This is a genomic window from Salicola sp. AFF1 (assembly GCF_056783195.1).
The window spans coordinates 17,121-39,750 of record NZ_JBXAYL010000008.1; the positions used below are offsets into that span (position 1 = coordinate 17,121).

Annotated in this window: 21 protein-coding genes; 12 read left to right on the forward strand and 9 right to left on the reverse strand. The window is 61.0% G+C overall.

Features of this window, described 5'->3' with window-relative positions:
- Window positions 1-15 precede the first annotated feature (15 nt).
- On the forward strand, window positions 16-840 hold the full coding sequence (locus tag AC1RQI_RS06980; protein ID WP_481904174.1) for a helix-turn-helix domain-containing protein: 825 nt from the start codon (window positions 16-18) through the stop codon (window positions 838-840).
- On the opposite strand, the gene mtnA is transcribed toward AC1RQI_RS06980, so the two are convergent.
- Window positions 829-1,878 (reverse strand): S-methyl-5-thioribose-1-phosphate isomerase, encoded by a 1,050-nt coding sequence (gene mtnA / locus AC1RQI_RS06985; RefSeq protein ID WP_481904175.1) that lies wholly within the window; start codon window positions 1,876-1,878, stop codon window positions 829-831. The two genes, AC1RQI_RS06980 and mtnA, sit on opposite strands and share 12 nt — an antisense overlap.
- 334 nt (window positions 1,879-2,212) lie before the next feature.
- Between mtnA and AC1RQI_RS06990 the strand changes: the two genes are divergently transcribed.
- Genes AC1RQI_RS06990 through AC1RQI_RS07005 form a run of 4 tightly spaced genes read left to right on the forward strand, consistent with a single transcriptional unit; the run spans window position 2,213 to window position 5,712 of the window.
- Window positions 2,213-3,544, forward strand: a complete 1,332-nt coding sequence (locus AC1RQI_RS06990) for a TRZ/ATZ family hydrolase (protein ID WP_481904176.1) — start codon at window positions 2,213-2,215, stop codon at window positions 3,542-3,544.
- 10 nt (window positions 3,545-3,554) lie between these two features.
- Window positions 3,555-4,268 carry a bifunctional 2-polyprenyl-6-hydroxyphenol methylase/3-demethylubiquinol 3-O-methyltransferase UbiG gene (gene ubiG / locus AC1RQI_RS06995; protein ID WP_481904177.1) on the forward strand — a complete coding sequence of 238 codons (714 nt, stop codon included), beginning with the start codon at window positions 3,555-3,557 and terminating at the stop codon, window positions 4,266-4,268.
- Entirely contained in the window at window positions 4,265-4,948 is a 684-nt protein-coding gene (locus AC1RQI_RS07000) for an HAD-IA family hydrolase (RefSeq protein WP_481904178.1), read from the forward strand. Before ubiG ends, AC1RQI_RS07000 begins: the two co-directional genes overlap by 4 nt.
- Window positions 4,945-5,712, forward strand: a complete 768-nt coding sequence (locus AC1RQI_RS07005) for a YciK family oxidoreductase (protein ID WP_481904179.1) — start codon at window positions 4,945-4,947, stop codon at window positions 5,710-5,712. The genes AC1RQI_RS07000 and AC1RQI_RS07005 overlap by 4 nt, the downstream gene beginning before the upstream one ends.
- Here AC1RQI_RS07005 and rdgC read toward each other — a convergent pair.
- Complete coding sequence (gene rdgC, locus AC1RQI_RS07010; RefSeq protein ID WP_416634183.1) at window positions 5,702-6,625, reverse strand: recombination-associated protein RdgC; 924 nt, start codon at window positions 6,623-6,625, stop codon at window positions 5,702-5,704. The two genes, AC1RQI_RS07005 and rdgC, sit on opposite strands and share 11 nt — an antisense overlap.
- Before the next feature lie 59 nt (window positions 6,626-6,684).
- Here rdgC and AC1RQI_RS07015 point away from each other — a divergent pair, with 59 nt between their 5' ends.
- Entirely contained in the window at window positions 6,685-6,936 is a 252-nt protein-coding gene (locus tag AC1RQI_RS07015; RefSeq protein ID WP_481904180.1) for a glutaredoxin family protein, read from the forward strand.
- A gap of 73 nt (window positions 6,937-7,009) precedes the next feature.
- Window positions 7,010-7,774 (forward strand): peroxide stress protein YaaA, encoded by a 765-nt coding sequence (gene yaaA / locus AC1RQI_RS07020; protein ID WP_481904181.1) that lies wholly within the window; start codon window positions 7,010-7,012, stop codon window positions 7,772-7,774.
- A gap of 28 nt (window positions 7,775-7,802) precedes the next feature.
- On the opposite strand, the gene AC1RQI_RS07025 is transcribed toward yaaA, so the two are convergent.
- Window positions 7,803-10,544 carry a bifunctional acetate--CoA ligase family protein/GNAT family N-acetyltransferase gene (locus tag AC1RQI_RS07025; RefSeq protein WP_481904182.1) on the reverse strand — a complete coding sequence of 914 codons (2,742 nt, stop codon included), beginning with the start codon at window positions 10,542-10,544 and terminating at the stop codon, window positions 7,803-7,805.
- Between the two features lie 106 nt (window positions 10,545-10,650).
- Here AC1RQI_RS07025 and AC1RQI_RS07030 point away from each other — a divergent pair, with 106 nt between their 5' ends.
- Window positions 10,651-11,580 (forward strand): histone deacetylase family protein, encoded by a 930-nt coding sequence (locus AC1RQI_RS07030; protein ID WP_481904183.1) that lies wholly within the window; start codon window positions 10,651-10,653, stop codon window positions 11,578-11,580.
- Here AC1RQI_RS07030 and AC1RQI_RS07035 read toward each other — a convergent pair whose 3' ends face one another.
- The 5 genes from AC1RQI_RS07035 to AC1RQI_RS07055 form a co-directional block, all read right to left on the reverse strand.
- Window positions 11,581-12,342 (reverse strand): substrate-binding periplasmic protein, encoded by a 762-nt coding sequence (locus AC1RQI_RS07035; protein WP_481904184.1) that lies wholly within the window; start codon window positions 12,340-12,342, stop codon window positions 11,581-11,583.
- A gap of 64 nt (window positions 12,343-12,406) precedes the next feature.
- The gene (fliS, locus tag AC1RQI_RS07040; protein WP_416634177.1) at window positions 12,407-12,814 is read right to left on the reverse strand and encodes a flagellar export chaperone FliS; all 408 of its coding nucleotides are present in this window, start codon (window positions 12,812-12,814) and stop codon (window positions 12,407-12,409) included.
- Window positions 12,815-12,864: 50 nt separating this feature from the next.
- Complete coding sequence (fliD, locus tag AC1RQI_RS07045; protein WP_481904185.1) at window positions 12,865-14,835, reverse strand: flagellar filament capping protein FliD; 1,971 nt, start codon at window positions 14,833-14,835, stop codon at window positions 12,865-12,867.
- A gap of 243 nt (window positions 14,836-15,078) precedes the next feature.
- Window positions 15,079-15,489 carry a flagellar protein FlaG gene (locus AC1RQI_RS07050; RefSeq protein WP_481904186.1) on the reverse strand — a complete coding sequence of 137 codons (411 nt, stop codon included), beginning with the start codon at window positions 15,487-15,489 and terminating at the stop codon, window positions 15,079-15,081.
- A 71-nt stretch (window positions 15,490-15,560) separates the two neighbouring features.
- Window positions 15,561-17,024, reverse strand: a complete 1,464-nt coding sequence (locus AC1RQI_RS07055; protein ID WP_481904187.1) for a flagellin N-terminal helical domain-containing protein — start codon at window positions 17,022-17,024, stop codon at window positions 15,561-15,563.
- 418 nt (window positions 17,025-17,442) lie between these two features.
- Here AC1RQI_RS07055 and AC1RQI_RS07060 point away from each other — a divergent pair, with 418 nt between their 5' ends.
- The 3 genes from AC1RQI_RS07060 to AC1RQI_RS07070 are packed head-to-tail and all read left to right on the forward strand — an operon-like array spanning window position 17,443 to window position 19,108.
- A complete protein-coding gene (locus tag AC1RQI_RS07060; RefSeq protein WP_481904188.1) occupies window positions 17,443-17,880 on the forward strand; it encodes a nucleotidyltransferase substrate binding protein in 438 nt (145 codons plus the stop codon).
- A complete protein-coding gene (locus AC1RQI_RS07065; RefSeq protein ID WP_481904189.1) occupies window positions 17,864-18,202 on the forward strand; it encodes a nucleotidyltransferase family protein in 339 nt (112 codons plus the stop codon). Before AC1RQI_RS07060 ends, AC1RQI_RS07065 begins: the two co-directional genes overlap by 17 nt.
- Window positions 18,203-19,108 carry a methionyl-tRNA formyltransferase gene (locus tag AC1RQI_RS07070; protein ID WP_481904190.1) on the forward strand — a complete coding sequence of 302 codons (906 nt, stop codon included), beginning with the start codon at window positions 18,203-18,205 and terminating at the stop codon, window positions 19,106-19,108. It abuts the gene before it with no gap.
- Between the two features lie 11 nt (window positions 19,109-19,119).
- On the opposite strand, the gene AC1RQI_RS07075 is transcribed toward AC1RQI_RS07070, so the two are convergent.
- Window positions 19,120-20,250, reverse strand: coding sequence for an HD-GYP domain-containing protein (locus tag AC1RQI_RS07075; protein WP_481904191.1), 1,131 nt, complete (start codon window positions 20,248-20,250; stop codon window positions 19,120-19,122).
- A gap of 298 nt (window positions 20,251-20,548) precedes the next feature.
- On the opposite strand from AC1RQI_RS07075, the gene AC1RQI_RS07080 reads away from it, so the two are divergent.
- Window positions 20,549-22,600: a flagellin N-terminal helical domain-containing protein gene (locus AC1RQI_RS07080; RefSeq protein ID WP_481904192.1), complete on the forward strand. Its 2,052-nt coding sequence runs from the start codon at window positions 20,549-20,551 to the stop codon at window positions 22,598-22,600.
- The last annotated feature ends 30 nt before the right edge of the window (window positions 22,601-22,630 follow it).

Genomic DNA, 22,630 nt, shown 5'->3' on the forward strand with positions numbered 1-22,630 from the left:
CGGAGCAATAGCGCCATGGCCAGCGATGACGAGAAATCGGAAGCACTGGAAACCTTCCTGAAGGACTCGCTGCACGCTTTGGAGTCACTGGAAAAGGTTCAGGAGCTGGAAGACGAAGACCAGGGTGAATCCAGCTCCCAAACCGCCATGCAAGGGGAGGACGAGGGGAAGGACGCCGGCGCGGATCAAAGGGGCGCCGCCAACGGGGACGAACCCAACCTCCTGGACCGCCTGGCCGATTATACCGGCTCCGCGTACCGGATTGCCCGGCGCACCACTGGCACCTCGCTCAAGGTCGGCAAAAAGCTCATGGGCAACCAGGACCAGCTGCGCATGATGCTGTCTGCCGGTGAATCCCTTCGCGATCTGCGCGAGGTAGCCGGTCTCACGGTCAACGACCTGGCCCAATCCCTCAACCTCAAGGACAAGAGCCTTCTGGAAGCGGTCGAGGATGGAACCGCCGCCCTGCCCTTTGAACTGATCCTGCGCCTGGCGGCCGTGCTCGCGCGCAATGACCCGGTTCCATTCATCCTCAAGTACACACGCGCCTACAGCCCGGAAACATGGCGGGTACTCAACGATTGGGGCGTGGGCCGCCTTCCCCTGCATTTTGAGCGCGAACGCGAGTTCATCAACATCTACCGGGGACATGACGAAGCACGGGAGCTATCGGACGAAGGATTCAAGCGGGTTCTGGAATTCACCCGCAAATCCTTCGAGATGTCACTGCACTTCGTGGCCGAAGAAGAAGAGCGCCTCAACGAAGCACTGAATAACCTAGATGCTGAGCGCGGCCAAAACAGCCAGCAACCAAACAATAACGACGCATCAGGCCAGTGACTCCAGTGGCGCCCGTTGGTTCCCCGGCGCCTCACAGACGCCGTTTTCCGTCACGATCACATCCACCAGCGATGCCGGCGTTACATCAAACACCGGATTGAAGACCGCAACTGAATTCGGCGCCAACCAACGCCTTCCCGAACGCCGCAATTCCGTGCCATCGCGCTCCTCAATCTCAATGCGATCGCCACTGCTGGTCCCCGAATCAAGCGTTGACGACGGCGCCACCACCATCATCCCCACGCCATAATGCCGGGCCAGTATCGCCAGCGGCAGGGTACCGATCTTGTTCGCCACATCCCCGTTGGCCGTAATCCGGTCCGAACCGACCACAACCCAATCCACCTCGCCCTGGGCCATCAGGGTTGCGGCCGCACCATCCACGTTCAACGAACACGGCATGCCCTCGCGCTCACACTCCCAGGCCGTCAGCCGCGCCCCCTGAAGCCAGGGCCGGGTCTCATCCATGTGCACGCACCCAAGGGCATCCCGGTTAAACAGCTCCCGAACCACACCCAACGCCGTACCCTGGCCTCCCGTAGCCAAGGCCCCGGTGTTGCAATGCGTCAGAATCCGCACGGGCGCCTCGCCTCCGGCCAGGATCCGATCCGCCCCAAGCTTGCCCATGGCATGGTTCGCGTCCGCATCCTCCTCATGAATGCGCAACGCCTCCGTCTCCATGACGCGGACCAGTTCCGGCGAATCCGCCACCTGTTCCAGACAGTCCCGCATGCGCTCCAGCGCCCAGACCAGATTCACCGCCGTGGGCCGGGCCTGGGCCAGCCAGTCAATGGTGCTCCCCAGCCGCGAATACCAATCCGAGGCCTGCGTACAGCCCCGCGCCGCCAGCACCACCCCATAGGCCGCCGCAATCCCGATCGCCGGCGCCCCGCGCACCTGCATCTCATGAATCGCCTGGTACACCCCCTCGGCATCGGAATACGACCGCCAGACCTCCTCGGCCGGCAGCAACCGCTGATCCAAAACCTCGAGCACATCGCCATGCCATCTGAAGGGGGTTACCTGACCCTGTGTCATCCAGAACAATCCTCGCTGAGTTAAAAAACCAAGACGCACATGGCGTAACCAAGGCGCTCAGAGCCGGGAATGGGGGAGTGCTTTCCGGGAAGCTCGATCGCCAGGGATGGCGATCGCGCAGCGTCCAAGGATGGATTCATAGCGATTCCCGGAAAGCACTCCCCCATTCCCGGCCTCCCACAACGCTCCAAGCCTAGTGACGGACCATGGATCTGGCGATAACCCGACCATGGGCCCCAGAGCCACCATCCGTTATACTTCCGAGTCTGAAGCCACAGGGCACCACTCACAAGTCCCTGAAAGCCGAGACCCGAAACCAGCAGCCGAGCACTCCATGAGCCAGATGCAACCAATCGACCAACTCATCAGCGCCCGCTGGCTCCTGCCCATGACCGACCGGCAGGTCCTTGAACACCACAGCATCGCCATCCAGGGCAACCGCATCCACGACATCTGCCCCACGGACACTGCCCTGGAACGGTACCGCCCCAGCGAACACCGGAACCTGGGCGACCAGCTGCTGATGCCCGGACTCATCAACGCCCACGGCCACGCGCCCATGACCCTGCTGCGCGGCCTCGGCAACGACCTGCCCCTCAGGGAATGGCTCCAGGACCACATCTGGCCCGCCGAAGGCCGCTTCGTGGATGAAGCCTTCGTAGCCGATGGTACCCAGCTCGCCATCGCCGAAATGCTGCGAACCGGCACCACCTGCTTCTCGGACATGTACTTCTTCCCCGAGACCATTGTGGAAACCGCCCAGCAGCATGGCATGCGCGTCCAGTCCGCGTTCCCGATCCTGGACTTTCCCACCCAGTGGGGCAGCGGCCCGGAAGAATACATCCAGAAAGGGCTCGCCCTCCACGACCGCGTGCGCAACAGCAACCTGGCCACCATCGCCTTCGGCCCACACGCGCCCTACACCATCTCGGACGAGCCGCTCAAACGCATCGCCACCCTGGCCGAGGAAGTGGATCTCCCCATCCAGATCCACCTGCACGAAACGGCGGGGGAAGTCGACGACAGCATCCAGACCCATGGCCTCCGCCCCACCCGCCGGCTGGCGAACCTCGGCCTGATCTCGCCCCGCACCCAGTGCGTGCACATGACCCAGGTCGATGAGCACGACCTGAAACTGCTCCAGCAAAGCAGCGCTCATGTGCTCCACTGTCCGGAAGCCAACATGAAACTCGCCAGCGGCGCCTGCCCCGTCCAACGCCTGCTGGACGCTGGTGTGAATGTGGCCCTGGGGACCGATGGGGCCGCCAGCAACAACAACCTGGACATGTTCGGCGAGATGCAGACCGCCGCCCTTCTGGGCAAACTCAACACCCTGGAAGCCGGTGCCACGGACGCCTACAGCGTCCTGCGCATGGCCACCATCAACGGGGCCCGCGCCCTTGGCATAGACAACCGCGTGGGCACGCTCGAGCCGGGCAAGCAAGCGGACATGATCGCCGTGGATCTGGGCGACATCCTCGCCCAGCCGGTCTATGACCCACTGCCGCACCTTGTCTACAACACCAACGGTCGCCAGGTCACCCACACCTGGGTCGCCGGCGAGCCACGGCTGGTTGACGGCGAGCTCCAGCGCATGGACCTCCATGGCCTGCGCGAGCGGGTCAAGCAGTGGCAACACCACATCGCCGAAGCCGATAAACACTGAGGAAGCTGCCATGACCCCGAACGTTGACCAGAAAGAAATCGCCAAATTCGACGCCATGGCCCAGCGCTGGTGGGACCCGGAAGGCGAATGCAAGCCACTGCACGAGATCAACCCCTTGCGGCTGGGCTACATCGAGCAGCACACCGGCAACCTCAACGGGCAGACGGTTCTGGACGTGGGGTGCGGTGGCGGACTGCTCAGCGAGGCCATGGCCCGGCGTGGCGCCACCGTTACCGGTATCGACCTGAGCCGGGAAGCAGTGGGCGTGGCGGACCTGCACGCACTGGAGGCCGAAGTCACCGTGGACTACCGTATTGAGGATGTTGAAGTCCTCGCCCAGCAGGAACCCGGCCACTATGACACCGTGACCTGCCTGGAGGTCCTGGAACACGTACCGGACCCGGCCGCCACCGTCGCCGCCTGCGCGCGGCTGCTGCGCCCCGGTGGCAGCCTGGTCGTCTCAACCATCAACCGCAACGCTAAATCCTGGCTCTTTGCCAAAGTGGGGGCCGAATACGTGCTCAACCTGCTGCCCCGGGGAACGCACGAATGGAAGCGCTTCATCCGGCCCTCGGAAATGGACCGCCATTTCCGCCACGCCGGCATTGAAACCCGGGACACCACGGGTCTGACCTACAACCCGGTCACCGGCCATTACCGGCTGGGGCAGGACATTGACGTCAACTACTTCATCCACGGCGTCAAACCGGAGGCCAGCGAGTGAGCCGTTTCAGCGCCATCCTGTTCGACCTGGACGGCACCCTTCTGGATACCGCGCCGGATTTCATCTGGTGCCTCAATACCCAGCGTTCCCGCCACAACCTCCAGCCAATGGACGAGCACAGCATACGGCGAGTGGTTTCCAACGGCGCCCGCGGGCTCGTTCAGCTCGGCTTTGGACTGCGTCCGGAGGATGAGGGCTACGATCAACACCATGCGGAACTGCTGGCACTCTACACCGACCACATAGCCGTCCACACCCGGCTCTTTCCGGGGCTTGCCGAGGTGCTTGCCCACCTGGACGCCCAAGGCGTTCCCTGGGGCGTGGTCACCAACAAGGCCAGTCAATACACGCTGAAACTGCTTGCGGCAATGGACCTACTGCAACGCTGCGCCAGCGTCGTCTGTCCCGATCACGTTACCCACACCAAGCCGGATCCCGAGCCGGTCCAATTGGCCGCGCAACAGATTGGCGTGATGCCTGAGCACTGCCTCTACGCCGGCGACCATCGGCGCGACATCGAATCCGGCCAGGCCGCCGGTATGACCACCGTGGCCGCGCGTTACGGCTACCTGGGCGCGGACGAAACGGTGACGGACTGGCGCGCCGACCACATCATCGACCATGGCCGCGAGCTTTTTTCCATTATCGACACCCACAAACCCGAAACGGATCCCGCATGAGCGCACAGACCGTCGAGAACTATCAGCCCTCACCCGAGCTCCTGAACGACCGCATCATCATGGTCACCGGCGCCGGCGACGGCATTGGCCGCGCCGCCGCCAAAACCTACGCCGCCCATGGCGCCACGGTTATACTGGTCGGGCGCACCATCAAGAAACTGGAAAAGGTCTACGACGAGATTGAAGCGGCCGGCCATCCGGCACCGCTGATCCTGCCCCTGGATATCGAAGGCGCCAGGGCCGAAGACTACGAACAGGTGGTAACCCGACTTCAGGAAGACTTTGGACGACTGGACGGCCTGCTGCATAACGCCAGTCGCCTGGGCGACCGTACGCCACTGGAATATTACAACCCGGACGAGTGGGAGCGGGTCATGCGTACCAACGTCACCGGCGCTTTCCTGCTCAGCCAAGCCATGATCCCGCTGCTGCGCGCTGCCCCGGATGCGTCGGTGATTGTCACTTCATCCAGCGTGGGCCGAAAGGGGCGAGCCAACTGGGGCGCCTACGCCATCTCCAAGTTCGCCACCGAAGGTCTGATGGAAACCCTGGCTGACGAGCTGGACGACGCACGCACCGCCGTGCGCGTGAACAGCCTCAACCCCGGCGCCACACGCACGCACATGCGCCACCTTGCCTACCCGGCGGAAGACCCCGGCAGCAACCCCGAACCGGACGCCATCATGGACGCCTACCTCTACCTGATGGGCCCGGACTCAAAAGGCGTGACCGGGCAACAATTCGATGCCCAGATCAAGCGCTGAGCGCAGAACGATCCTCGCCACCAAACGCCTCCAGGAGCGCCGGCACCAGCCGTTCCAGCTCCAGGGCCATCAGGCTGAAGGCGGCATCAAAACGGGCGACGCGGTCATCGCCAGCCTCGTCGTCCAGCTTCTCCTTCAGATCATCCCCAAAACGCAACCGCCGCAGCGTAAGCTCATCATCCAGCACCAGTGAGAGCTGATCCTCCCAATCAAGCGCCAGCCGGGTCACGCTCATGCCGTTGTCCAGATGGCTGCGTACGTCATCGCCACCCAGATCCACACCCTTGATGCGGACGACGCCCCCCTGCTCCTCATCATCCCGGAGCTCGCACTCATCCGCAGGCACCAGCCCCGCGGGCGGATGCGCCTCGCCTCGCAACCACTGCGTCATCGTATAGGCCGGGGACTGATGCACCGCTGGCGGACGAACCGGCATGGATCCCAGCGTCTCGCGCAACTCGGAAAGCAGGGTCTCCGCCGCGCTACTGGCAGCCGAATCCACCACGACCAGCTCCTGGGAAGGCGCGATGTAGGCATGGATGAACCGGGACTTGGTGAACGCCCGGGGCAGGAGCTCCAGCGTAACCTGTTCCTTGATCTCCGTTTTCTCCTTGCGCCTCAGGGGCTCACCACGCTCCTGCTCGGCTGCCGCCACGCGCTCATCCACCTCCTCGCGGACCACCGCCGGCGGCAGCACCTTCTCCTCCCGCCGCAGGCAAACCAGATGACACTCCCCGGACGTAAACACCAGCTCATCGCCATCGCGGCCAAGGGGCGACACCCACCCCATCCGCTCCGTATCCTGGGGACCACAGGGCTGGAAAGCACGCTTCGCCAGCGCCTCCTCCAGGGCCTCGGCGGACCACTCAAAGGCTTTGGTGATACGATAAAGACGCGCGTTACGAAACCACATGAACCAGATCCCCGGCATTGACCAAACAAGGCCGGGATTATCCGGGGGAACCCAATACCATGTCCACAGGCACCAGCCTCTATTTCTACGTTACCGACAACTGCGAACTCTGCGAACAGGCCGAGCAGATCCTGGTCCACACCCCACTCGACACGCCCATGCCGGTTGACGTCGTCGACATCAGTGAGTCCGAAGAGCTGGTCCAGAAGTACGGCGAGCGCATTCCCGTGCTGCGCATGGAACCCGAAGGCAAGGAACTGGATTGGCCGTTTACAGCGGAGAATGTGATCGCGTTCCTGGGGAACCACTGAGGAAAGCTTCCCCCACTCTCTACCCGGCAACCATGTTAGAATAAAACTAAGCCAACCCACGGGAGGATAGAAAATGTTAATGGTCGTCTCACCCGCCAAGAAACTCGATTACGACAGCAAACTGCCCACCAGCAGCCACTCGCAACCCCAGTTCCTGGAACACAGCCGGGAACTGATCGACGACCTCAAAGAGCTCGAACCCCACCAGGTCAGCAACCTCATGGGCATCAGCCAACAGCTCGGCGAACTCAACGCCCAGCGCTACCAGCAATGGCACACCCCTTTCACGCCGGACAACGCACGCCCCGCCGTGCTCGCCTTCAAGGGCGACGTCTACGAAGGCATGGCACCGGACCGGTTCAGCGAGAACGACTTCGACTTCGCCCAGCACCACCTGCGGATCCTGTCAGGGCTCTACGGCGTGCTGCGGCCCCTCGACCTGATGCAGCCCTACCGGCTGGAAATGGGGACAAAGTTCCCAAACGCCCGGGGCAAGGACCTGTATGCCTTCTGGAAGCAGCCCATCACCGACCACCTGAAGCAGGAACTGGAACAGGATGATGGCGTGCTGATCAACCTTGCCTCCAACGAGTACTTCAAGGCCGTGGATCACAAACAGCTGGGCGCCCGCATCATCACGCCCCAGTTCAAGGACTGGAAGAACGGCCAGTACAAGATGATCAGCTTCTACGCCAAGAAGGCCCGCGGCATGATGGCCGCCTACATCATCCGCAACCGCTTGACCAACCCCGAGCAGGTGAAGAACTTCGATACGGACGGCTACGCGTTCAACGAGGAACTGTCCAGCGGCGATAACTGGGTGTTCACACGCGGCTGACCCATCAGGCAACCCGGCGGGGAGGAGGTCAGATGGGCGGCATCTCCCCGTCCAGCCGGTCCAGGTGCCAATCCTCCGTGGGCTTGTTCAGCGCCAGCTTGAGCGCGACCACATCCTCCTCCCGATCGTAGCTCACGGAGAACCCGAGCGACCTGGCCAATCCGGCCATGGCCTCGTTGCCGGGCAGCACATGGCCCACCATCTCCAGGGTGCCACGGGATTTGCAATAACGGATCATCTTCTCCATCAGGATCCGGCCCAGGCCCTCACCGCGAAGGTCATCCCGGACCATGACGGCGAACTCACACTGGATGTTGTCCGCATCCGTCCATACACGCACCGTCCCCAGTGTCCGCTCGGTGCCGTCCTGCAGCCACTCCGTGGCAATGAACACCATCTCCCGGTCATAGTCGATCTGCACCATCCGGGCGATGTCGTTATGGGTAAAGCGACTGCGGTACTGGAAAAACCGGTACCGGATGGTTTCAGGCGACTGGCTCTCATGGAATTCAAGATGCCCCGGCTCATCCTCGGCGCGGATGGGCCGGACCAGAACGCGACGGCCGGAATTCAGCGTGACCCACTCTTCCAGCTCCCTGGGATAGGGCTTGATCACCGGCTTCACCGGTTCGCCCAGATCAATCGCCACATCACAGGCCACACCACCATCCGGGCTGAACAGTAATGGCAGGATCTCCAGGCCCCGGATCTCCGGGACATCACTGTTAATCTGCGACAGCGTCACCAACGTCTGGCACAGGGTTCGGGTGTCTTCTTCCGGCTGGGTGCTGTATTCACGCAGGAGCCGGTACGCATAACTGCGGGCCAGAAGCTCGTGCGCCAGGTTCATGTTCAACGGCGGCAAGGCCACCCGACGGTCGGTCATGATGTTGACCCGGGCGCCGGCGGAGCCGCAGACGATCAGGGGGCCGAAGACAGCGTCACGGGTGATCCCGAGGCTGAAGCCGATGCCCCCCAGCCCGGCATCCGTCTGATGCATGGCAAAGCCCAGAAAACCGCTCTTCGGGAAATGCTTGCGGTACTGCTCCAGCAGGGTCCGGCAGGCATTGGCAACAGCCGCCTCGTCATTGAGCCGGCGGATCGTGTGCCGGTAACGGCCCCGGCCGGAGGTCTCCTCCATAAAGGGATGACAGGCCCGCTCGTGCAAAAGCGTGATATTGACGGGACCACCCCACTCACGAAACGCCTCCACGGCCTCTTCCTCATCGTCGCAGTACGCGGTGTCCAGCGTCTGGATGCCATAGGCACCCACCAGTTGCCGGGCCTCGCGGTTGGTCAGGTGGTTGCGGCGGCTGCGGATGACCTTCTGGACCATCTCACGGGCCTGCTGCCGGTCCACCTCCGGCTCGGGCCAGGATTCCGGCGTCTCCGCCAGCAACCGCTGGCCACGCTGATGCTTCACAAAGTGCATGAAGGCGCGGATGGCTTTTTCGGGGGAAAAGAAGGTGGGCACGCCCGACTCGTAAAACGCATCCCGGGCGTCCAGCACCGTACTCTGGCCCAGCCAGCAGGTGAACACGTTCAGTCGCTGGCCCCGGGCCACCTGCATCACCGAATCCGCGATGTGGAGGGTATCCTCCAGAAGGGTTGGCGTGTACATCACCAGCACATTGGCAATGCCCGGATCCTGACCCAGGATCCTGAGCACATCGGCGTAGAGTTGGGGGGAGGCGTCAAACCCAAGGTCAAGTGGGTTACGCACACTCAGATAGCCCGGTAGCCGCTGCTCCAGCTTGGCCACTGTCTCCTCGGAGAACTGCGCCAGCTCCCCGCCCTGGTAGATCAACCTGTCAACGGCCAGCACCCCGGGGCCCACACCGTTACACAGCACCACCAGCTCCTCTCGCCGCACACGCCGCATCCGCGAGAGGCTTTCCAGGCCATCGAACATCTGATCCAGGCCATTAACCCTCAGCACACCAGCACGCTGCAGGGCCGCATCATAGATGGGATCGGTCTGGGTAATGCCGTCGGGCAGCGAATGCGGCAGATATTCGGATTCCGGATAACGGCCACTCTTCACCGCGATCACCGGCTTCGAGCGTGACGCCGCGCGCACGGACGAAATGAAACGGCGCGGGTTTGGGATGTGCTCGATGTGCAGCAGTATCGCCCCGGTTTTAGGGTCTTCGGCCAGATAGTCGATGAGATCATCATGGGCAATGTCCATGCCATCACCCAAGGTCAGCAGTCGCGAAAAGCCAACGCCCCGGGCGAATGCCCAGTCGATCACCGCACTGGCCACGGTCCCGGACTGACCCACAAACCCGATCTTGCCCGGCAATACGCCCATGTGGGCGTAGGTTGCGTTCAGTTGCGTATCCGGGGACATGATGCCGATGGTGTTCGGACCCAGCACCCGGATGCCGGCCTTTTTAGCCGCATCACGCACGGCGTACATCAACGGCTCCCCGTTGCGGCTGTACGAGCGGGACATACCACCGGTCATGACCATGGCGGTGCGCACGCCGCGTTCACCCAGCTGGCGGACGAGCTTGGGAACCGTCTCCGGTGGTGTACAGATGATCGCCAGATCCGGCACCCAGGGCATGTGCTTGACGCGGCGCTCACAGCGGATGCCGTGAACCTTGTCGTAGCCATGACGGTTCACCACCAGCAGCTGCCCCGGGTAATCCCCACCCATGAGGTTGCGCAGCACCATACCGCCAAGGCTGGTCGCCCTTTCAGACGCCCCTATGACCGCGATGGAGCTTGGATTGAACAACGCATTAAGATGCCGGGTGGACATAAAGCCCCTCTTACCGATCCGATCAGAACCCTGCCTGCCTTGCCACGCACGCCCGCGCGGCCCACAATCCCAGATTCAAGTTTAACCCGCATGGCGAGGCGCGACGATGGCAACAGCGTACTTTCATCATCCGGATTGCGAAAAGCATGACATGGGCGACGACCATCCGGAGAGCCCCCGGCGTCTCACCGCCATCCGGGAACACCTGCAGGAGACCGGCCTCTGGGACCAGCTGAGCCTCAACGAAGCGGAAGAAGCCTCGCACGATGAACTGCGCCGGGCCCACCCAGACAATTACATCAACCAGCTGGAACAGATGACGCCGGATCAGGGGCGTATCATGGCCGATCCGGACACCGCCATGAACCGCCACACCTTCCGTTCCGCCAAACTGGCGGCAGGCTCCGGCATCCAGGCGGTTAACCAGGTACTCACCAACCAGGCCCGAAACGCCTTCTGCGCCATCCGCCCCCCCGGCCACCATGCCGAGCGCAACCGGACCATGGGGTTCAGCTTTTTCAACAACATCGCGATTGCCGCGCTGCACGCCCTCAGCTTCCACCACCTGGAGCGGGTCGCCATCCTCGATTTCGACGTGCACCAGGGTAATGGCACCGTGGACATCTTCTGCCACGACCAGCGGGTGCTGCTGTGCTCAAGCTTCCAGCATCCCTTCTACCCCTTCAAACACAGCCACGGCATGCCGGGGCACATCCTCAACGTGCCGCTGGATCCAGGCACGGACAGTGCCACCTTCCGTCAGGCAGTCAGTGATGGCTGGTTCGACGAACTCGCCGCCTTCCAGCCCCAGCTCATCCTGGTCTCGGCCGGCTTTGATGCCCACCGCCTCGACCCCCTTGCGGAAGTGTGCCTGAAAACCGATGACTACGCCTGGCTCACCGGAGAGATCACCCGCCTTGCCGGCCAGCTGTGCCGGGGGCGGGTCGTCTCCATGCTGGAAGGGGGGTACCACCTCCAGTCCCTGACCCAAGGGGTGGAAGCGCACATCCGGGGGCTGCTGGCAGCCGGGAGCTGATCAGTCCCGAGCACGATCTCCTTCGTAGCGATTACTGAACAGCCGCTCCATTGTGCCGTCCTCATGCATGGCCTCAACGGCGGCCGAAATGGCCTTGGCAGCTTCATCCCGGCCTGACTTGTTCGACATATAGAGCTTACCCTTGAGGGTGGCCAGGGGAAGCAGCACACGCACGCGCGTATCGGCTTGTTGTGGATCATAGCCCGCCGGAATAGCGACCTCTGACGCCACCACCGCTTTCAGCCGGTGACGCTGCAGGAGCTCAAGTCCATGCGCAACATTGTTGACCGGTACCTTTTGGAGTGCCTCATTGGCAGCAAAAGCCTGGCCGTACCAGGTCCCGCTGAGATAGCCTATGTTTTCACCGTTGAGGTCACTCAGCGAGTCAACGGGCTCTTCGCCCGCACGTCCCAGAACGAACACCTCGACTTCCAGAAGGTCGGCCACAGGCTTGCCAATCTCATTGATGCCTGGTGTCTCAAAGGTCGGCACAAAATCCGTGTGGCCTTCTTCCATTTCCAGAACAGCGCGGCTATGGGGGCGGATCTGGTATTCAATGGGGATTTCCGTACGCTTACGCAGTTCCTCCACCAGCTTGACCAGCAGCCCTTGCTTCTTTCCTTCCTCTGTACGCTCGGCCCAAGGGTCAATGGCGGCCAGGCTGAAAGTAACCGGTTCCCGTGGATTGGCGTGGACCTGTTGAACAGTCGCCACAACCACAACCAAGCTCAGGAAAAAACCGTACAACAGAGCACGCAGCATAGAGGGCTCCCATCCTCAGTCTTATCCTTAAGTAAAGCACAGGAGCCGAAAGCCGTCAGCCCCTTTACCCCGCGTCGCGCTGGCGCAGGAACTCCAGTGCTTCTTCGCGGATGCCTTCCCAGCCCTCCTTGACGGTGCGCAGAAGGCCGGCAATCTCCTCAAGCTTTTCCACGTCATTGCGCACGCTCGCTTCCAGCAGCCCACGCTCCATATAATCGTAGAGCGCTTCCAGATTAGCGGCCAGCTCACCGCCCTGCTCAAAGTCCAGGGCCCCCCGCAGGCCACCAATGATCTCCATGGCTTTACTGATCAGGTTTCCCTTGCCAGCGTAATCCTTCGCCTCAATCCGGTTCTTGGCCATATTGATCCGTTCAAGCGCACCGTCCAGCAACAGCTGGATCAGCTTGTGCGGGTCCGCATCGGTAATACTGGTCTGGGTGTTCACCTGCTGGTAAGCCTGCAGTGCGTTCATGATTCTACCCCTGTTGCGTTTTTTGATTGTTCGCCATCAAACGTTAACGGTTAACCACCAAGGCCACCGCCACTTGAACCACCGAGCTGCTGGCTGAGGAACTGCTGGGTGCTGTTGAACTGGGCAATGCGCGAATCGGCTGCGGTAAACCGGCTGGTAAGCCGCTCCCGGTAGGACTGGATGCGGTCGTTCAGGTCTTGCCGCTGGTCGGCTATATCATCCAGTTCGTTGTTCAGCGCTTCAGTTGTCGACCCCAGAGCCCCGTTTGAACCAACAATATTCGAAACCCGATCGGTCAGGCGCTCGCTAACACCCTGGATAAAGTTGACACTACCGCGATCCCCCGTCTCACTGCCATTAACCTCGACTTGAAGGCCATTGGCGGGGTTGTCGCTGTTTGCCAGAAACAGAATCTTACCATCGCCTTCCGCCGTGGCCCCGTTGATCGTGCCCTGAACGTCCTGCCCGGCGGTTCCGGTCTCTGTCGTCAGCCCCAGCTCGGACGCAGTATTGGTGTCAACGCTGGTAATGGCCACGTTGGAATCACTGCCATAGCGGCTGGAGGTAAAGGTGAGACTACCGCTGCCATCAACCCCCACGTTCACCTGCTTATCAGCCGAGTCAAGCGCATCATTGGCATCCAGCTGGGTCTGGATCTCGGTAGCCAGTTCCTGGCGAGTGTAATCCCCGGTCGTCAATTCAATGCTGGCCGACGTATCCCCATCCACTTCGAAGGTCAGGTTGTTATTGTCGGCGTCCACGGTCACGTTTGAGGGCGTCTGGGAACTCGACACCAACTGCCCCTGCTGGGCTGCCTGAGTCACGTTAATGGCATAATCGCCCGGTTCAGTGTCGGAACCACTGCGCACAAACGATACTTGGGAGTCCGTCGTGCGACCCTGCTCCGCAAACAGGGCCGTCACATCATCCGGATTGGCCTTGAGCTGCTCCTTGAACTTCTGGGCATCAAATTCCAGTTTCCCATTTTCAAAATTCGTGGATATGCCCACATCAGACAGGCTGCGAACACTGGCGTTTTCCAGCCCTGGCACAACCTGATTCAGCTCGTTCTTGATCTGATTCTCGATATTGCGGATCGTGGCATCGCCCGTCAGCAGGCTGCCGCCATCCTCCTGACTGTAAGCGGTGAGATCGTTCACAGTGCTTTTAAAGGCATTGAACTTATCCACGAAGGCCTGGACCTTGTCCGCCACCGCCCCCGTATCCTGAGACACATCCACGGAGGTGGTCCCCGTATCCTGGAGCTGGAAGGTCAGCCCATCCACCACGCCTTCAACACTGTTCGAGGAACGGGTTACATCAATACCATTGACCGATAACCTGGCATCCTGAGCGGCAACCGTTTCGTCCAGATTCTTGGCATTGCTATTAAACGCAAACTGGGACAGACCGGCATTGTCCGTGTTGTTGCCATCGGCGTCGGACACCGAGACCGTGGCGCCATTCGCCGTGCCGCTCTGATTGGCTGAAAGCGTGAGCCGGTAGCCACTGCCGGTATCCACGATACCGGCGGAAACACCCGCATCGGACTCGTTGATGCTGTTCGCAAGCCCCTGGAGCGTGTCGTTGCTGCCGTCCACATCAATGGTGGTGCTCTGGTCACCGGTCTGGATCGTCAGACTGCCCTGGCCAACGCTTGTTGAGTCGGTGTCCGAAAAGGTTCCAGATGCCAGGGACTGGCTCTGAGCCAGCTGCTGCACGTCCAGGCTGTAACTTCCCGAGCTGGCATTGGCACTATCCACTGAAACAGAAACGCTGCTGCCGCTGGTATCGGCGGAGAAGGCACGCATGGCATCCGGTGATCCAAGCTCACTCATGGGCTGACGCAGGTCTGTCACGGCACTGCGCACTTTGCCGAACGCCGAAATCATCGCCTCGGTTTCTTTCTTTTCCTGACTCAACCGGTTCTCGGCAGGCGCGCGCTTAGCACTCACCAACCTGTCGACCAGGTCCGAGTTCAGAACACCGGATCCAACACCCAGCGATGATATACCACCCATGACAGCTCCCCCCCTGACGGTCTGATTGCCATCTATTCCGTTTAACGGCCAGCTCCGGCAAAACTTTGCCTTTTTTTGCCGGTGTTCAGTTACTGACTGTAAACAGGCACCGATTTTGCCGCTTCACAAGTGCCCACATTGGCCCGTGCACACCCTGTGCCACTCCATATACCCAGCACCCAACAAAAAAACCGCCATTCCCCGGGAGAAAGGCGGCATGCCATGAAACAAGACCGGGAGCTTTCAAACGCGGATGTTAAGCAGCGTTATAGGCTCCTCCTGCTGCAGGTTCTCCGCCATCTTCAACGCCAGCTCATCCGGAATCTGGCGGATAACCTGGTCGGTTTCCGGGTCAATCACCTTGACCACTGTCTCACCCGTCTCATCATGCACTTCAAATGCCAGGTCACGCTGCACGGACTGAACGAAGTCGTTGAGCCGTGAAACCGCATTATCCAGTTCATCGCGCATGCGCTGGTTTGTCATGTCCTTGCGCGCCTCCTGAGCCAAGGCATTGCCGAACCGCTCATTATCACGACCGTTGGCCTCACCAGTGGCATTTTCAGCGCTCCGTGGTGAGGCTGCCCGATCCGGCTCCTGCCTACCATCAGGCCGATGATTCGGCACCAGGCCATTCATGCTCCCTTCGCTCATACCACACCTCGCCTGCCATCAAGCAGCTTGGCCGCCATCCCTGCAGAATGGCGGCCGACCTGACGAGCCGTTTACTGCAGCAGCGAGAGGGCCTGCTGAGGCTGCTGGTTCGCCTGGGACAACACCGAGATACCCGCCTGCTGCAGCACCTGGGCCTGGGACAGCTTGGCCGACTCGGCGGCAAAGTCAGCGTCCCGGATCCGGCTGTTGGCAGCGGACAGATTCTCGGACGTGGTTTCCAGATTCGAAATGGTGGAGTCAAACCGGTTCTGGGTGGCACCCAGTTCCGAACGGATGTCATTCACCTGATCCAACGCCCGGTCCGCCTGGTCAATAGCCTTGTTAGCACCACTGATGGTTGAGACATCAATATTGCTGACCGCATTATCAGTTGAGATCTTTTCCGTTCCGTCTGTGAAGGTCTGGGCGTCAGTAGCCGCAGCATTGGCGGTAAAGCTGACGTCAATGTCTGAGTCGCTATTCAGGGTTACAGTACCTGTGGTTACCTCATCCGCGGCAGCACTGAGGTCCTGATTCCCCAAGGTAGCGGCATCGCCGGTGCCGTCTGTCGCAACCTGAATGTTGCGGCCGTCCTGTGCTGTCAGCTCAAGCTCATTACTACCGTTTAACGACGCTGTAACGCCGGTCTGGTTGCTCACACCATTGATGGCATCACGCAGCTTGCCATCCGCGTCACCCGACTGAATCCCATCGCCACCAGTGCCAGCAGTAATTTCAACGCCATTGATCGACAGCTCGCCAGAGGTAATACCATCAGCATCCGCCGAAATCTGCCCAAGATTCTCAACGGCCTCATTGACTTCGGCACTCACGCCTGTCGTCGTCGTTTTATCATTAATGGCATTAGCGTACGCGGCTGCGGACTTGTCAGCATCAGTTGTTGAGAGCCCGTCACCCGTTTTCCCTGCCAGAATATCCTGGCCATTCAGTTCAAATGTAGTGGCATCCGTCAAACTGCCGGACGTTACGCCGGTTTGCCCTGTGGAATCCTGGGTCGCGTTGGCAGCCAGACGATCGGCACTGGCGTCGGAGATGGAAACCTCAATGGTCTGACCCCTATTAGCCCCCACCTGGAACTGCTTGCCGTCAAAGCTACCGTCCAGAACGTTCTGGCCGTTGAACTGAGTGGTATCTGCAACCCGCTGGATTTCAGAAGTCAGCTCACTCACCTCATTCTGCAGTGATGCCCGGTCGGAATCAGTGTTGGTACCGTTGGCAGCCTGTACGGCGAGTTCCCGCACCCGCTGCAGCGAGTTGGTGGTTTCCTCAAGCGCGCCTTCGGCCGTCTGGGCCAGCGAAATGCCGTCATTGGCGTTACGGCTTGCCTGATCCAGGCCGCTGATCTGGGCCTCAAAACGGGTTGAGATGGCAAGGCCGGCAGCGTCATCCTTAGCGGAGTTGATCCGCAGACCGGACGACAGCCGCTCCAGCGCCTGGTTGGTTTGATCTTTTGATTCGGCCAGCTGGTTCTGTGCGTTGAGTGATGCAACGTTGGTGTTAATACCGAGTGCCATAACCGTTTCTCCTGCCTGTTACCGGTTTGGTTGTGGTCAGAGGCTCAGTCACCGGTAGGGCCCGGTACTCTTGCCTTCTGGGTTGCTTAACGGCGATGCCCTCGGAACCTTTAGGGGATTTTATGGAGAGTTTGTAAACGAGTGTTACAGGTGCATTAGGGATCGCAGGACTTGCTCTAAGCCGAACCATTACCCATGACTGGGAGGGCGAGTGGCATCGCTGGGAGTCAATGGCCGTTACAGTCTTTCCGCCTCGTGCACGGCCCTCCTTACTGACTTCATCGACAGCGCCGTTGCGCTGTCAGATAATCATCCCATACAGCCCGAGGCACGTAATGGTTTGCGCGATCGTCAAGGGCGACGGCGCAAGGCTGCCAATGCGATCAACACAGGATCTGACAACACATGGGACGGACGGATGAGGGACGAGCAGACGGATGTGCGCTGGCTGCAGCGCCTGAACAACTTCCGTAAAGCCCTGGCCCGGCTTAACGATGCTGTGGAAACGGCACAGGCGCGCGCCCTTTCTGAACTGGAAAAACAGGGCGTCATTCAGGCGTTTGAGTACACCTACGAACTGAGCTGGAAGCTGCTTCAGGACTATCTGCGCTGGCAGGGTTACGAGCACCTCACCGGCTCTCGGGACGTTACCCGGGAGGCGTTTGCTGCAGGGCTGATCACCCAGGGTGAAACCTGGATGCGGATGCTGCAGGACCGCAACCTCACCTCCCACTCCTACAACGAGGCAACCGCTAACGCCATACTGGCCAACGTCCAGAGCCACTACCATGAGCTGCTGAACGGACTGAACCATACAATGTCTCTGGAGGCGCAGCGTCATGGCTTCAGCGGCTGAAGCGAGTAACGGGTTCGGGCTGCCTTCCCGTGCGCTGGAGCAGCTGAAAGCCTGCCTGGCACGCTACCCGGTAGAACGCGCCATTATTTACGGGTCCCGCGCCAAGGGGACCCACCGTTACGCCTCGGACATTGACCTCACCCTCATTGCCCCGGCAATGAGCCACTGGCAGCTGCTGGAACTGGAGCAGGCGATTGATGACCTTCTGCTGCCCTGGAAGGTGGACCTTTCCCTGTACCATCACATTGATAACGAGGCGCTGAAAGCGCACGTCGACAGGGTTGGGCAGCCACTACGCTTAAACGGCACTGAGCCTACCTGAATGCGAATCGCCCTCTTCGGCTACTCCCATTTCACCCGCCACTGCCTCCAGGCCCTGCAGCAACTGGGGCACCGGATTGAGCTGTTCTGCCTGAGAGAAGACGAGGCGTTTCTGACCCATTACGGGCTCACAGCGCTTGATCTGCCGATTCACTGGTTTGAAACCATCGCAGCGCCGGCATTGCAGGAGGCGCTGATTGCGTTTGAGCCGGACCTGGTTCTATCCATCATCTTCAATCACCGGCTTCCGGAATCCGTTACGCAACAGGCCCGCGTTGCCGCGCTCAACGTCCACCCTGCGCCACTACCTGCCGTAAGAACGGCGGCGGTCTGGTACTGGCCCCTGCGGCTGGGGCTGACGCAGTCGGAGGTGTGCGTGCACCACCTCACCCCAGCGATGGACCAGGGCCCTGTCGTGCTGCGCTTCCCCTTCCGCCTGCAGAAGGCGGAGACCCAGGGCACCCTCACCCGGCGACTGAATGCGCTCGCCCCCAAGGTAATGCACACTCTTAACGGCCTGCTGGCAAGCGGCGCCATTCCGCAAGGCGAGCCCCAGGGCCCCGGCACCACCTACCCGCCCCTTCGGGAAGCGGATCTCTGGATTGATTGCCGCGAACCCACGGACTCAGTCCGCAATCAGGTGCGTGCCTGCACCCCTTACCATCCCGCCCAGGCGGTATTCAGGGGGGATGTAATCGCAATCCATGAAGTGGGTGACGAATCTGCGCCTTTACCCTCGGGGTATTCACCCGGCGAGCTGCGCCCCAGTGACGCCCTCTGGGTGTGCTGCGGTGATGGCATGGCACCGGTTACGATCCTGGCGGTACCCGGGGAGGGCGTTTTCAGCGGCAAGCGGTTTGCAGCACTGTTTGGTGTGGAAAACGGCGAATCGCTGGCAGCGCAGTAGCGCCCGCAAGCTCACCCCAGCAACCGCCTCAGCTCCAGCGACGGCCTGGGCTCAGGCACCACCGCCTGTTCAATCAGACTCTGGCTGCCATCATCCCACCGCTTGAATGGGTCAAGATAAGCATGCCCCTGGGGATTGGCGACACAGATCAACGCCAGTGGCCGCTCCCCGATCGCGCGCTTCGCGATCACCGCGACTTCACCATTCTTGAGCTGCACCAAGGTGCCGGGAGGACGGATGGTGAGCGTATTGTAAAGGGCTCGGTAATGGGCTTTATCGGGGTCACGCCGCGCAAGGTCCAGCAGATGACGAAGGGCATCCTCCGTTCGGTAGCGCTCACGGTAGGCGCGGCGCGTAATCAGAGCCACATACCGCTCCACCAGGGCCAGCACCCGCGCGTTCCGGCTGATATCCCGGTTCTGTAGTCCATCCGGGTAGCCACTGCCGTCCCACTCCTCATGGTGCTGGCGGATGGCATTGATAATCGGCTCGTCTGTAACGCCAGCAGCCGCCACCACTTCGGCGCCACGGCGTGGGTGCCGGCTTATGATGGCGCGCTGCTGTTCGGTGAGGCCGGACCGCGAGGCGTTCAGGCGCTCCTGAAACGGCATGAGCGCAATGTTGGCACTCAGGGCCGCCGCAATGAGCTGTTGCACCGCCTCCTCCCCGCATCCCAGTTCCGTGCCCACAAACCAGCACAACAGCGCATAGAACAGCGTCTGCTCATGCACACTGGGGCGAGCAGCGTACACGTGGACCAACGCCAGACAGGCTTCCGGGTAACTCATGCAGGCCAGCCGCACCCGCTGGACCAGATCCATCAACCGCGCCCGCGCCTCCTTCTCCCCCCGCGCCAGCGCATCCAGTGCCCGCTCCAGCTGGACCAGCAGGAAGCCGTATTCAGCGAACGGATCAATCGGGCTGAGTGAATCCAACGCCGCCGCCTCGGCGATGAAGTGCTCCTCCAGGCGCTCGGGCGGATGGTAATAGCCCTGCGACCGGAGCCGCTCACACTCGCCTTCTGTCTGGATCACATGGCCCTGCGGCGCCAGCAGCGTGCGAGTGGGGCTGTACAGCGGCCACAGCAGCGGGCGGCCCACCTCCAAAAGATCCGGCGCGACCTGAACAGGCTGGCTCGTCAAAACAGAATCCTTGTCCATCCTCCCCGATTGGCGGGGTGGATCCTAGCGCATAAACGTCTCACAGGGCCACCCTGCAAGAGCGGCAAAAAACTGCCATCGGTTCGCCACATTGATGGCGCCTGTCCTGATCCAGACCGCTCAGATTAATCGCTTATTCCTTTCTAAACAGATGCCTGCAACTGTACTGCAAGAATTGGCATACCCTTCGCTTAACCCAGCTCAGACGAACAATCTTTGATCGAAACAGGACCGGACCCGGCAACCCCCGGCCGGCGGAACGAGGACGGAGGAAAAAGCCATGCCTCAGATCATCAACACCAATATCGCGTCCCTCAACGCGCAAAGGAACCTGGACCGGAGTCAGGAGCAGGGTGACACAGCCCTGGAGCGTCTTTCCTCCGGCCTTCGGATTAACAGCGCGGCGGACGACGCAGCGGGGCTGGCCATTTCAACCCGGTTTGAGTCCCAGACCCAGGGGCTGGAAGTGGGGATCCGTAATGCCAATGACGGTATCTCACTGGCCCAGACCGCTGAAGGGGCTCTCGGCTCAATGACAGAGAACCTGCAGCGCATCCGGGAGCTGTCCCTGCAGTCGGCCAATGCGACCAACAGCACTCAGGACCGGGAATCGCTGAACCAGGAAGTGCAGGAGTTGAAAGCCGAAATCGACCGGGTTTCAAGACAGACCAACTTCAACGGCACCACGCTCCTGGATGGTTCTTTTGAGGGCGCCACCTTCCAGATTGGGGCCAACCGGGGGGAAACCGTATCCGTCAACGTCTCCGGTGCCACGCCTGATGAACTCGGCGCCGCCAAGACCGATGGCATCACCTCTTCCCCTTCATCCAATGCAATGCAAGGCGGTGACCTGGTCATTAATGGGTTTTCGATTCCCGCATCGGAAGCCGGAAGCGATAACACATCTTCGAACGGCAATAGCGCCAGCGCCATCGCCAAAGCGGCCGCCGTCAATGAACGCACGGACAAAACCGGCGTTAAGGCCGTGGTCAATGAAACGTCCGTCACGGGAACGGACGTCACAGGCAGTGTGCAAACCAGTTCAGGGGACATCACCCTTAACGGTGTTGATATCACGCTTCCCCCTGGGACAGCCGGTGATGAAGAAGGTTTCCTGAACGCGGTTACGAGCAAGATCAATGAGAATTCTGGACAAACAGGGGTCAAGGCGAGTTTCAACGGTGATCCATCCGTCGGCATCGAGCTCACCGCCGAGGACGGACGGAACATTCAACTGAAAAACGACGGTGCCGCCCCGTCCGACTATGGGCTCGCGAGCGCTGACACCTACACAGGCACTTACACCCTGATTTCCGAAGACGGAAGCGACATCGATCTGACCAGTGATGGCGATATCAGCCGGGCGGGCTTTCAGGTTGGTAGTTTCAGTGGCACCAACAGTGGCGCGGCAGGCCAGATCGTGGGCTCAAACGCCATGGCCAGTGGTGACATCACCATCAACGGGGTGCCGATTGGCAAGAGCGTTGAGTCGACGGATACCGCTTCGCCGGGGGGCACAACCCCGGCATCCAGCGCCATTGCCAAGGCCGCTGCCATCAACGACTCATCAGAGGCCACCGGAGTAACGGCCAGCGCCAACCAAACGCTCTATACCGGTGGCACGATCTCGGATGATGTGGATGCAACGTTTGACGTTAATGGCGCTCAGGTTTCGGTGAGTATTCCCTCGGGAGCGGACACCTCGGAACGTCAAACAACGGTTGTCGATGCCATCAACGCCAAATCCGGCCAGACCGGGGTCAAAGCCGAGGCGTTCACCGACGATTCCGGCAACGACACCTTCCGACTGGTTGCCGAAGACGGTCGGAACATTCAGGTCGATAATTTTACGTTTAATACCGGTAGCTCGGGCGACCTTGGCTTCGGCGGAGCTGTGACGCAACGCGCCTCGGTATCACTTGAGTCCGCCGGGCAGATCGAGATTGGCACCCTGACCGGCAATAACGATTCAGTGGGCTTTGAAGTCGGCAACTACGGTTCCAATGAGTCCGGGCAGCTTCTCCGGGATGTGGACATTTCAACGGTGGAAGGTGCCAACAAAGCAATCACCGCCATTGATAACGCCCTCGACCAGGTCAACCGCCAACGCGCCAATTTCGGCGCGGTTCAGAACCGTTTCGAATCAACCATCGAAAACCAGCAGGTGGCCAACGAAAACCTGACCGCCGCCAATTCCCGGATCCGGGACGCGGACTTCGCCAAACAGAGCGCCGAACTGTCCCGAACCCAGACGCTCCAGCAGGCTGGCATCTCGGTGCTGAGCCAGGCCAACCAGCGGCCGCAGCAGGTGCTGCAGCTGCTCCAGGGTTAACCGAACAACGACTGAACCAATAAGGGGGCA

Excerpts from the sequence above, each read along its gene's own strand:
- AC1RQI_RS07065 (WP_481904189.1), top strand. The coding sequence starts at position 17,864 with ATGGCTTCAGCGGCTGAAGCGAGTAACGGGTTCGGGCTGCCTTCCCGT.
- fliS (WP_416634177.1), bottom strand. The coding sequence starts at position 12,814 with ATGAACGCACTGCAGGCTTACCAGCAGGTGAACACCCAGACCAGTATT.
- AC1RQI_RS07050 (WP_481904186.1), bottom strand. The coding sequence starts at position 15,489 with ATGAGCGAAGGGAGCATGAATGGCCTGGTGCCGAATCATCGGCCTGAT.
- AC1RQI_RS07080 (WP_481904192.1), top strand. The coding sequence starts at position 20,549 with ATGCCTCAGATCATCAACACCAATATCGCGTCCCTCAACGCGCAAAGG.
- AC1RQI_RS07030 (WP_481904183.1), top strand. The coding sequence starts at position 10,651 with ATGGCAACAGCGTACTTTCATCATCCGGATTGCGAAAAGCATGACATG.
- AC1RQI_RS07060 (WP_481904188.1), top strand. The coding sequence starts at position 17,443 with ATGAGGGACGAGCAGACGGATGTGCGCTGGCTGCAGCGCCTGAACAAC.
- AC1RQI_RS07025 (WP_481904182.1), bottom strand. The coding sequence starts at position 10,544 with ATGTCCACCCGGCATCTTAATGCGTTGTTCAATCCAAGCTCCATCGCG.
- mtnA (WP_481904175.1), bottom strand. The coding sequence starts at position 1,878 with ATGACACAGGGTCAGGTAACCCCCTTCAGATGGCATGGCGATGTGCTC.
- AC1RQI_RS07015 (WP_481904180.1), top strand. The coding sequence starts at position 6,685 with ATGTCCACAGGCACCAGCCTCTATTTCTACGTTACCGACAACTGCGAA.
- fliD (WP_481904185.1), bottom strand. The coding sequence starts at position 14,835 with ATGGGTGGTATATCATCGCTGGGTGTTGGATCCGGTGTTCTGAACTCG.
- AC1RQI_RS07005 (WP_481904179.1), top strand. The coding sequence starts at position 4,945 with ATGAGCGCACAGACCGTCGAGAACTATCAGCCCTCACCCGAGCTCCTG.
- rdgC (WP_416634183.1), bottom strand. The coding sequence starts at position 6,625 with ATGTGGTTTCGTAACGCGCGTCTTTATCGTATCACCAAAGCCTTTGAG.
- AC1RQI_RS07070 (WP_481904190.1), top strand. The coding sequence starts at position 18,203 with ATGCGAATCGCCCTCTTCGGCTACTCCCATTTCACCCGCCACTGCCTC.
- AC1RQI_RS06990 (WP_481904176.1), top strand. The coding sequence starts at position 2,213 with ATGAGCCAGATGCAACCAATCGACCAACTCATCAGCGCCCGCTGGCTC.
- ubiG (WP_481904177.1), top strand. The coding sequence starts at position 3,555 with ATGACCCCGAACGTTGACCAGAAAGAAATCGCCAAATTCGACGCCATG.
- AC1RQI_RS07035 (WP_481904184.1), bottom strand. The coding sequence starts at position 12,342 with ATGCTGCGTGCTCTGTTGTACGGTTTTTTCCTGAGCTTGGTTGTGGTT.
- yaaA (WP_481904181.1), top strand. The coding sequence starts at position 7,010 with ATGTTAATGGTCGTCTCACCCGCCAAGAAACTCGATTACGACAGCAAA.
- AC1RQI_RS06980 (WP_481904174.1), top strand. The coding sequence starts at position 16 with ATGGCCAGCGATGACGAGAAATCGGAAGCACTGGAAACCTTCCTGAAG.
- AC1RQI_RS07055 (WP_481904187.1), bottom strand. The coding sequence starts at position 17,024 with ATGGCACTCGGTATTAACACCAACGTTGCATCACTCAACGCACAGAAC.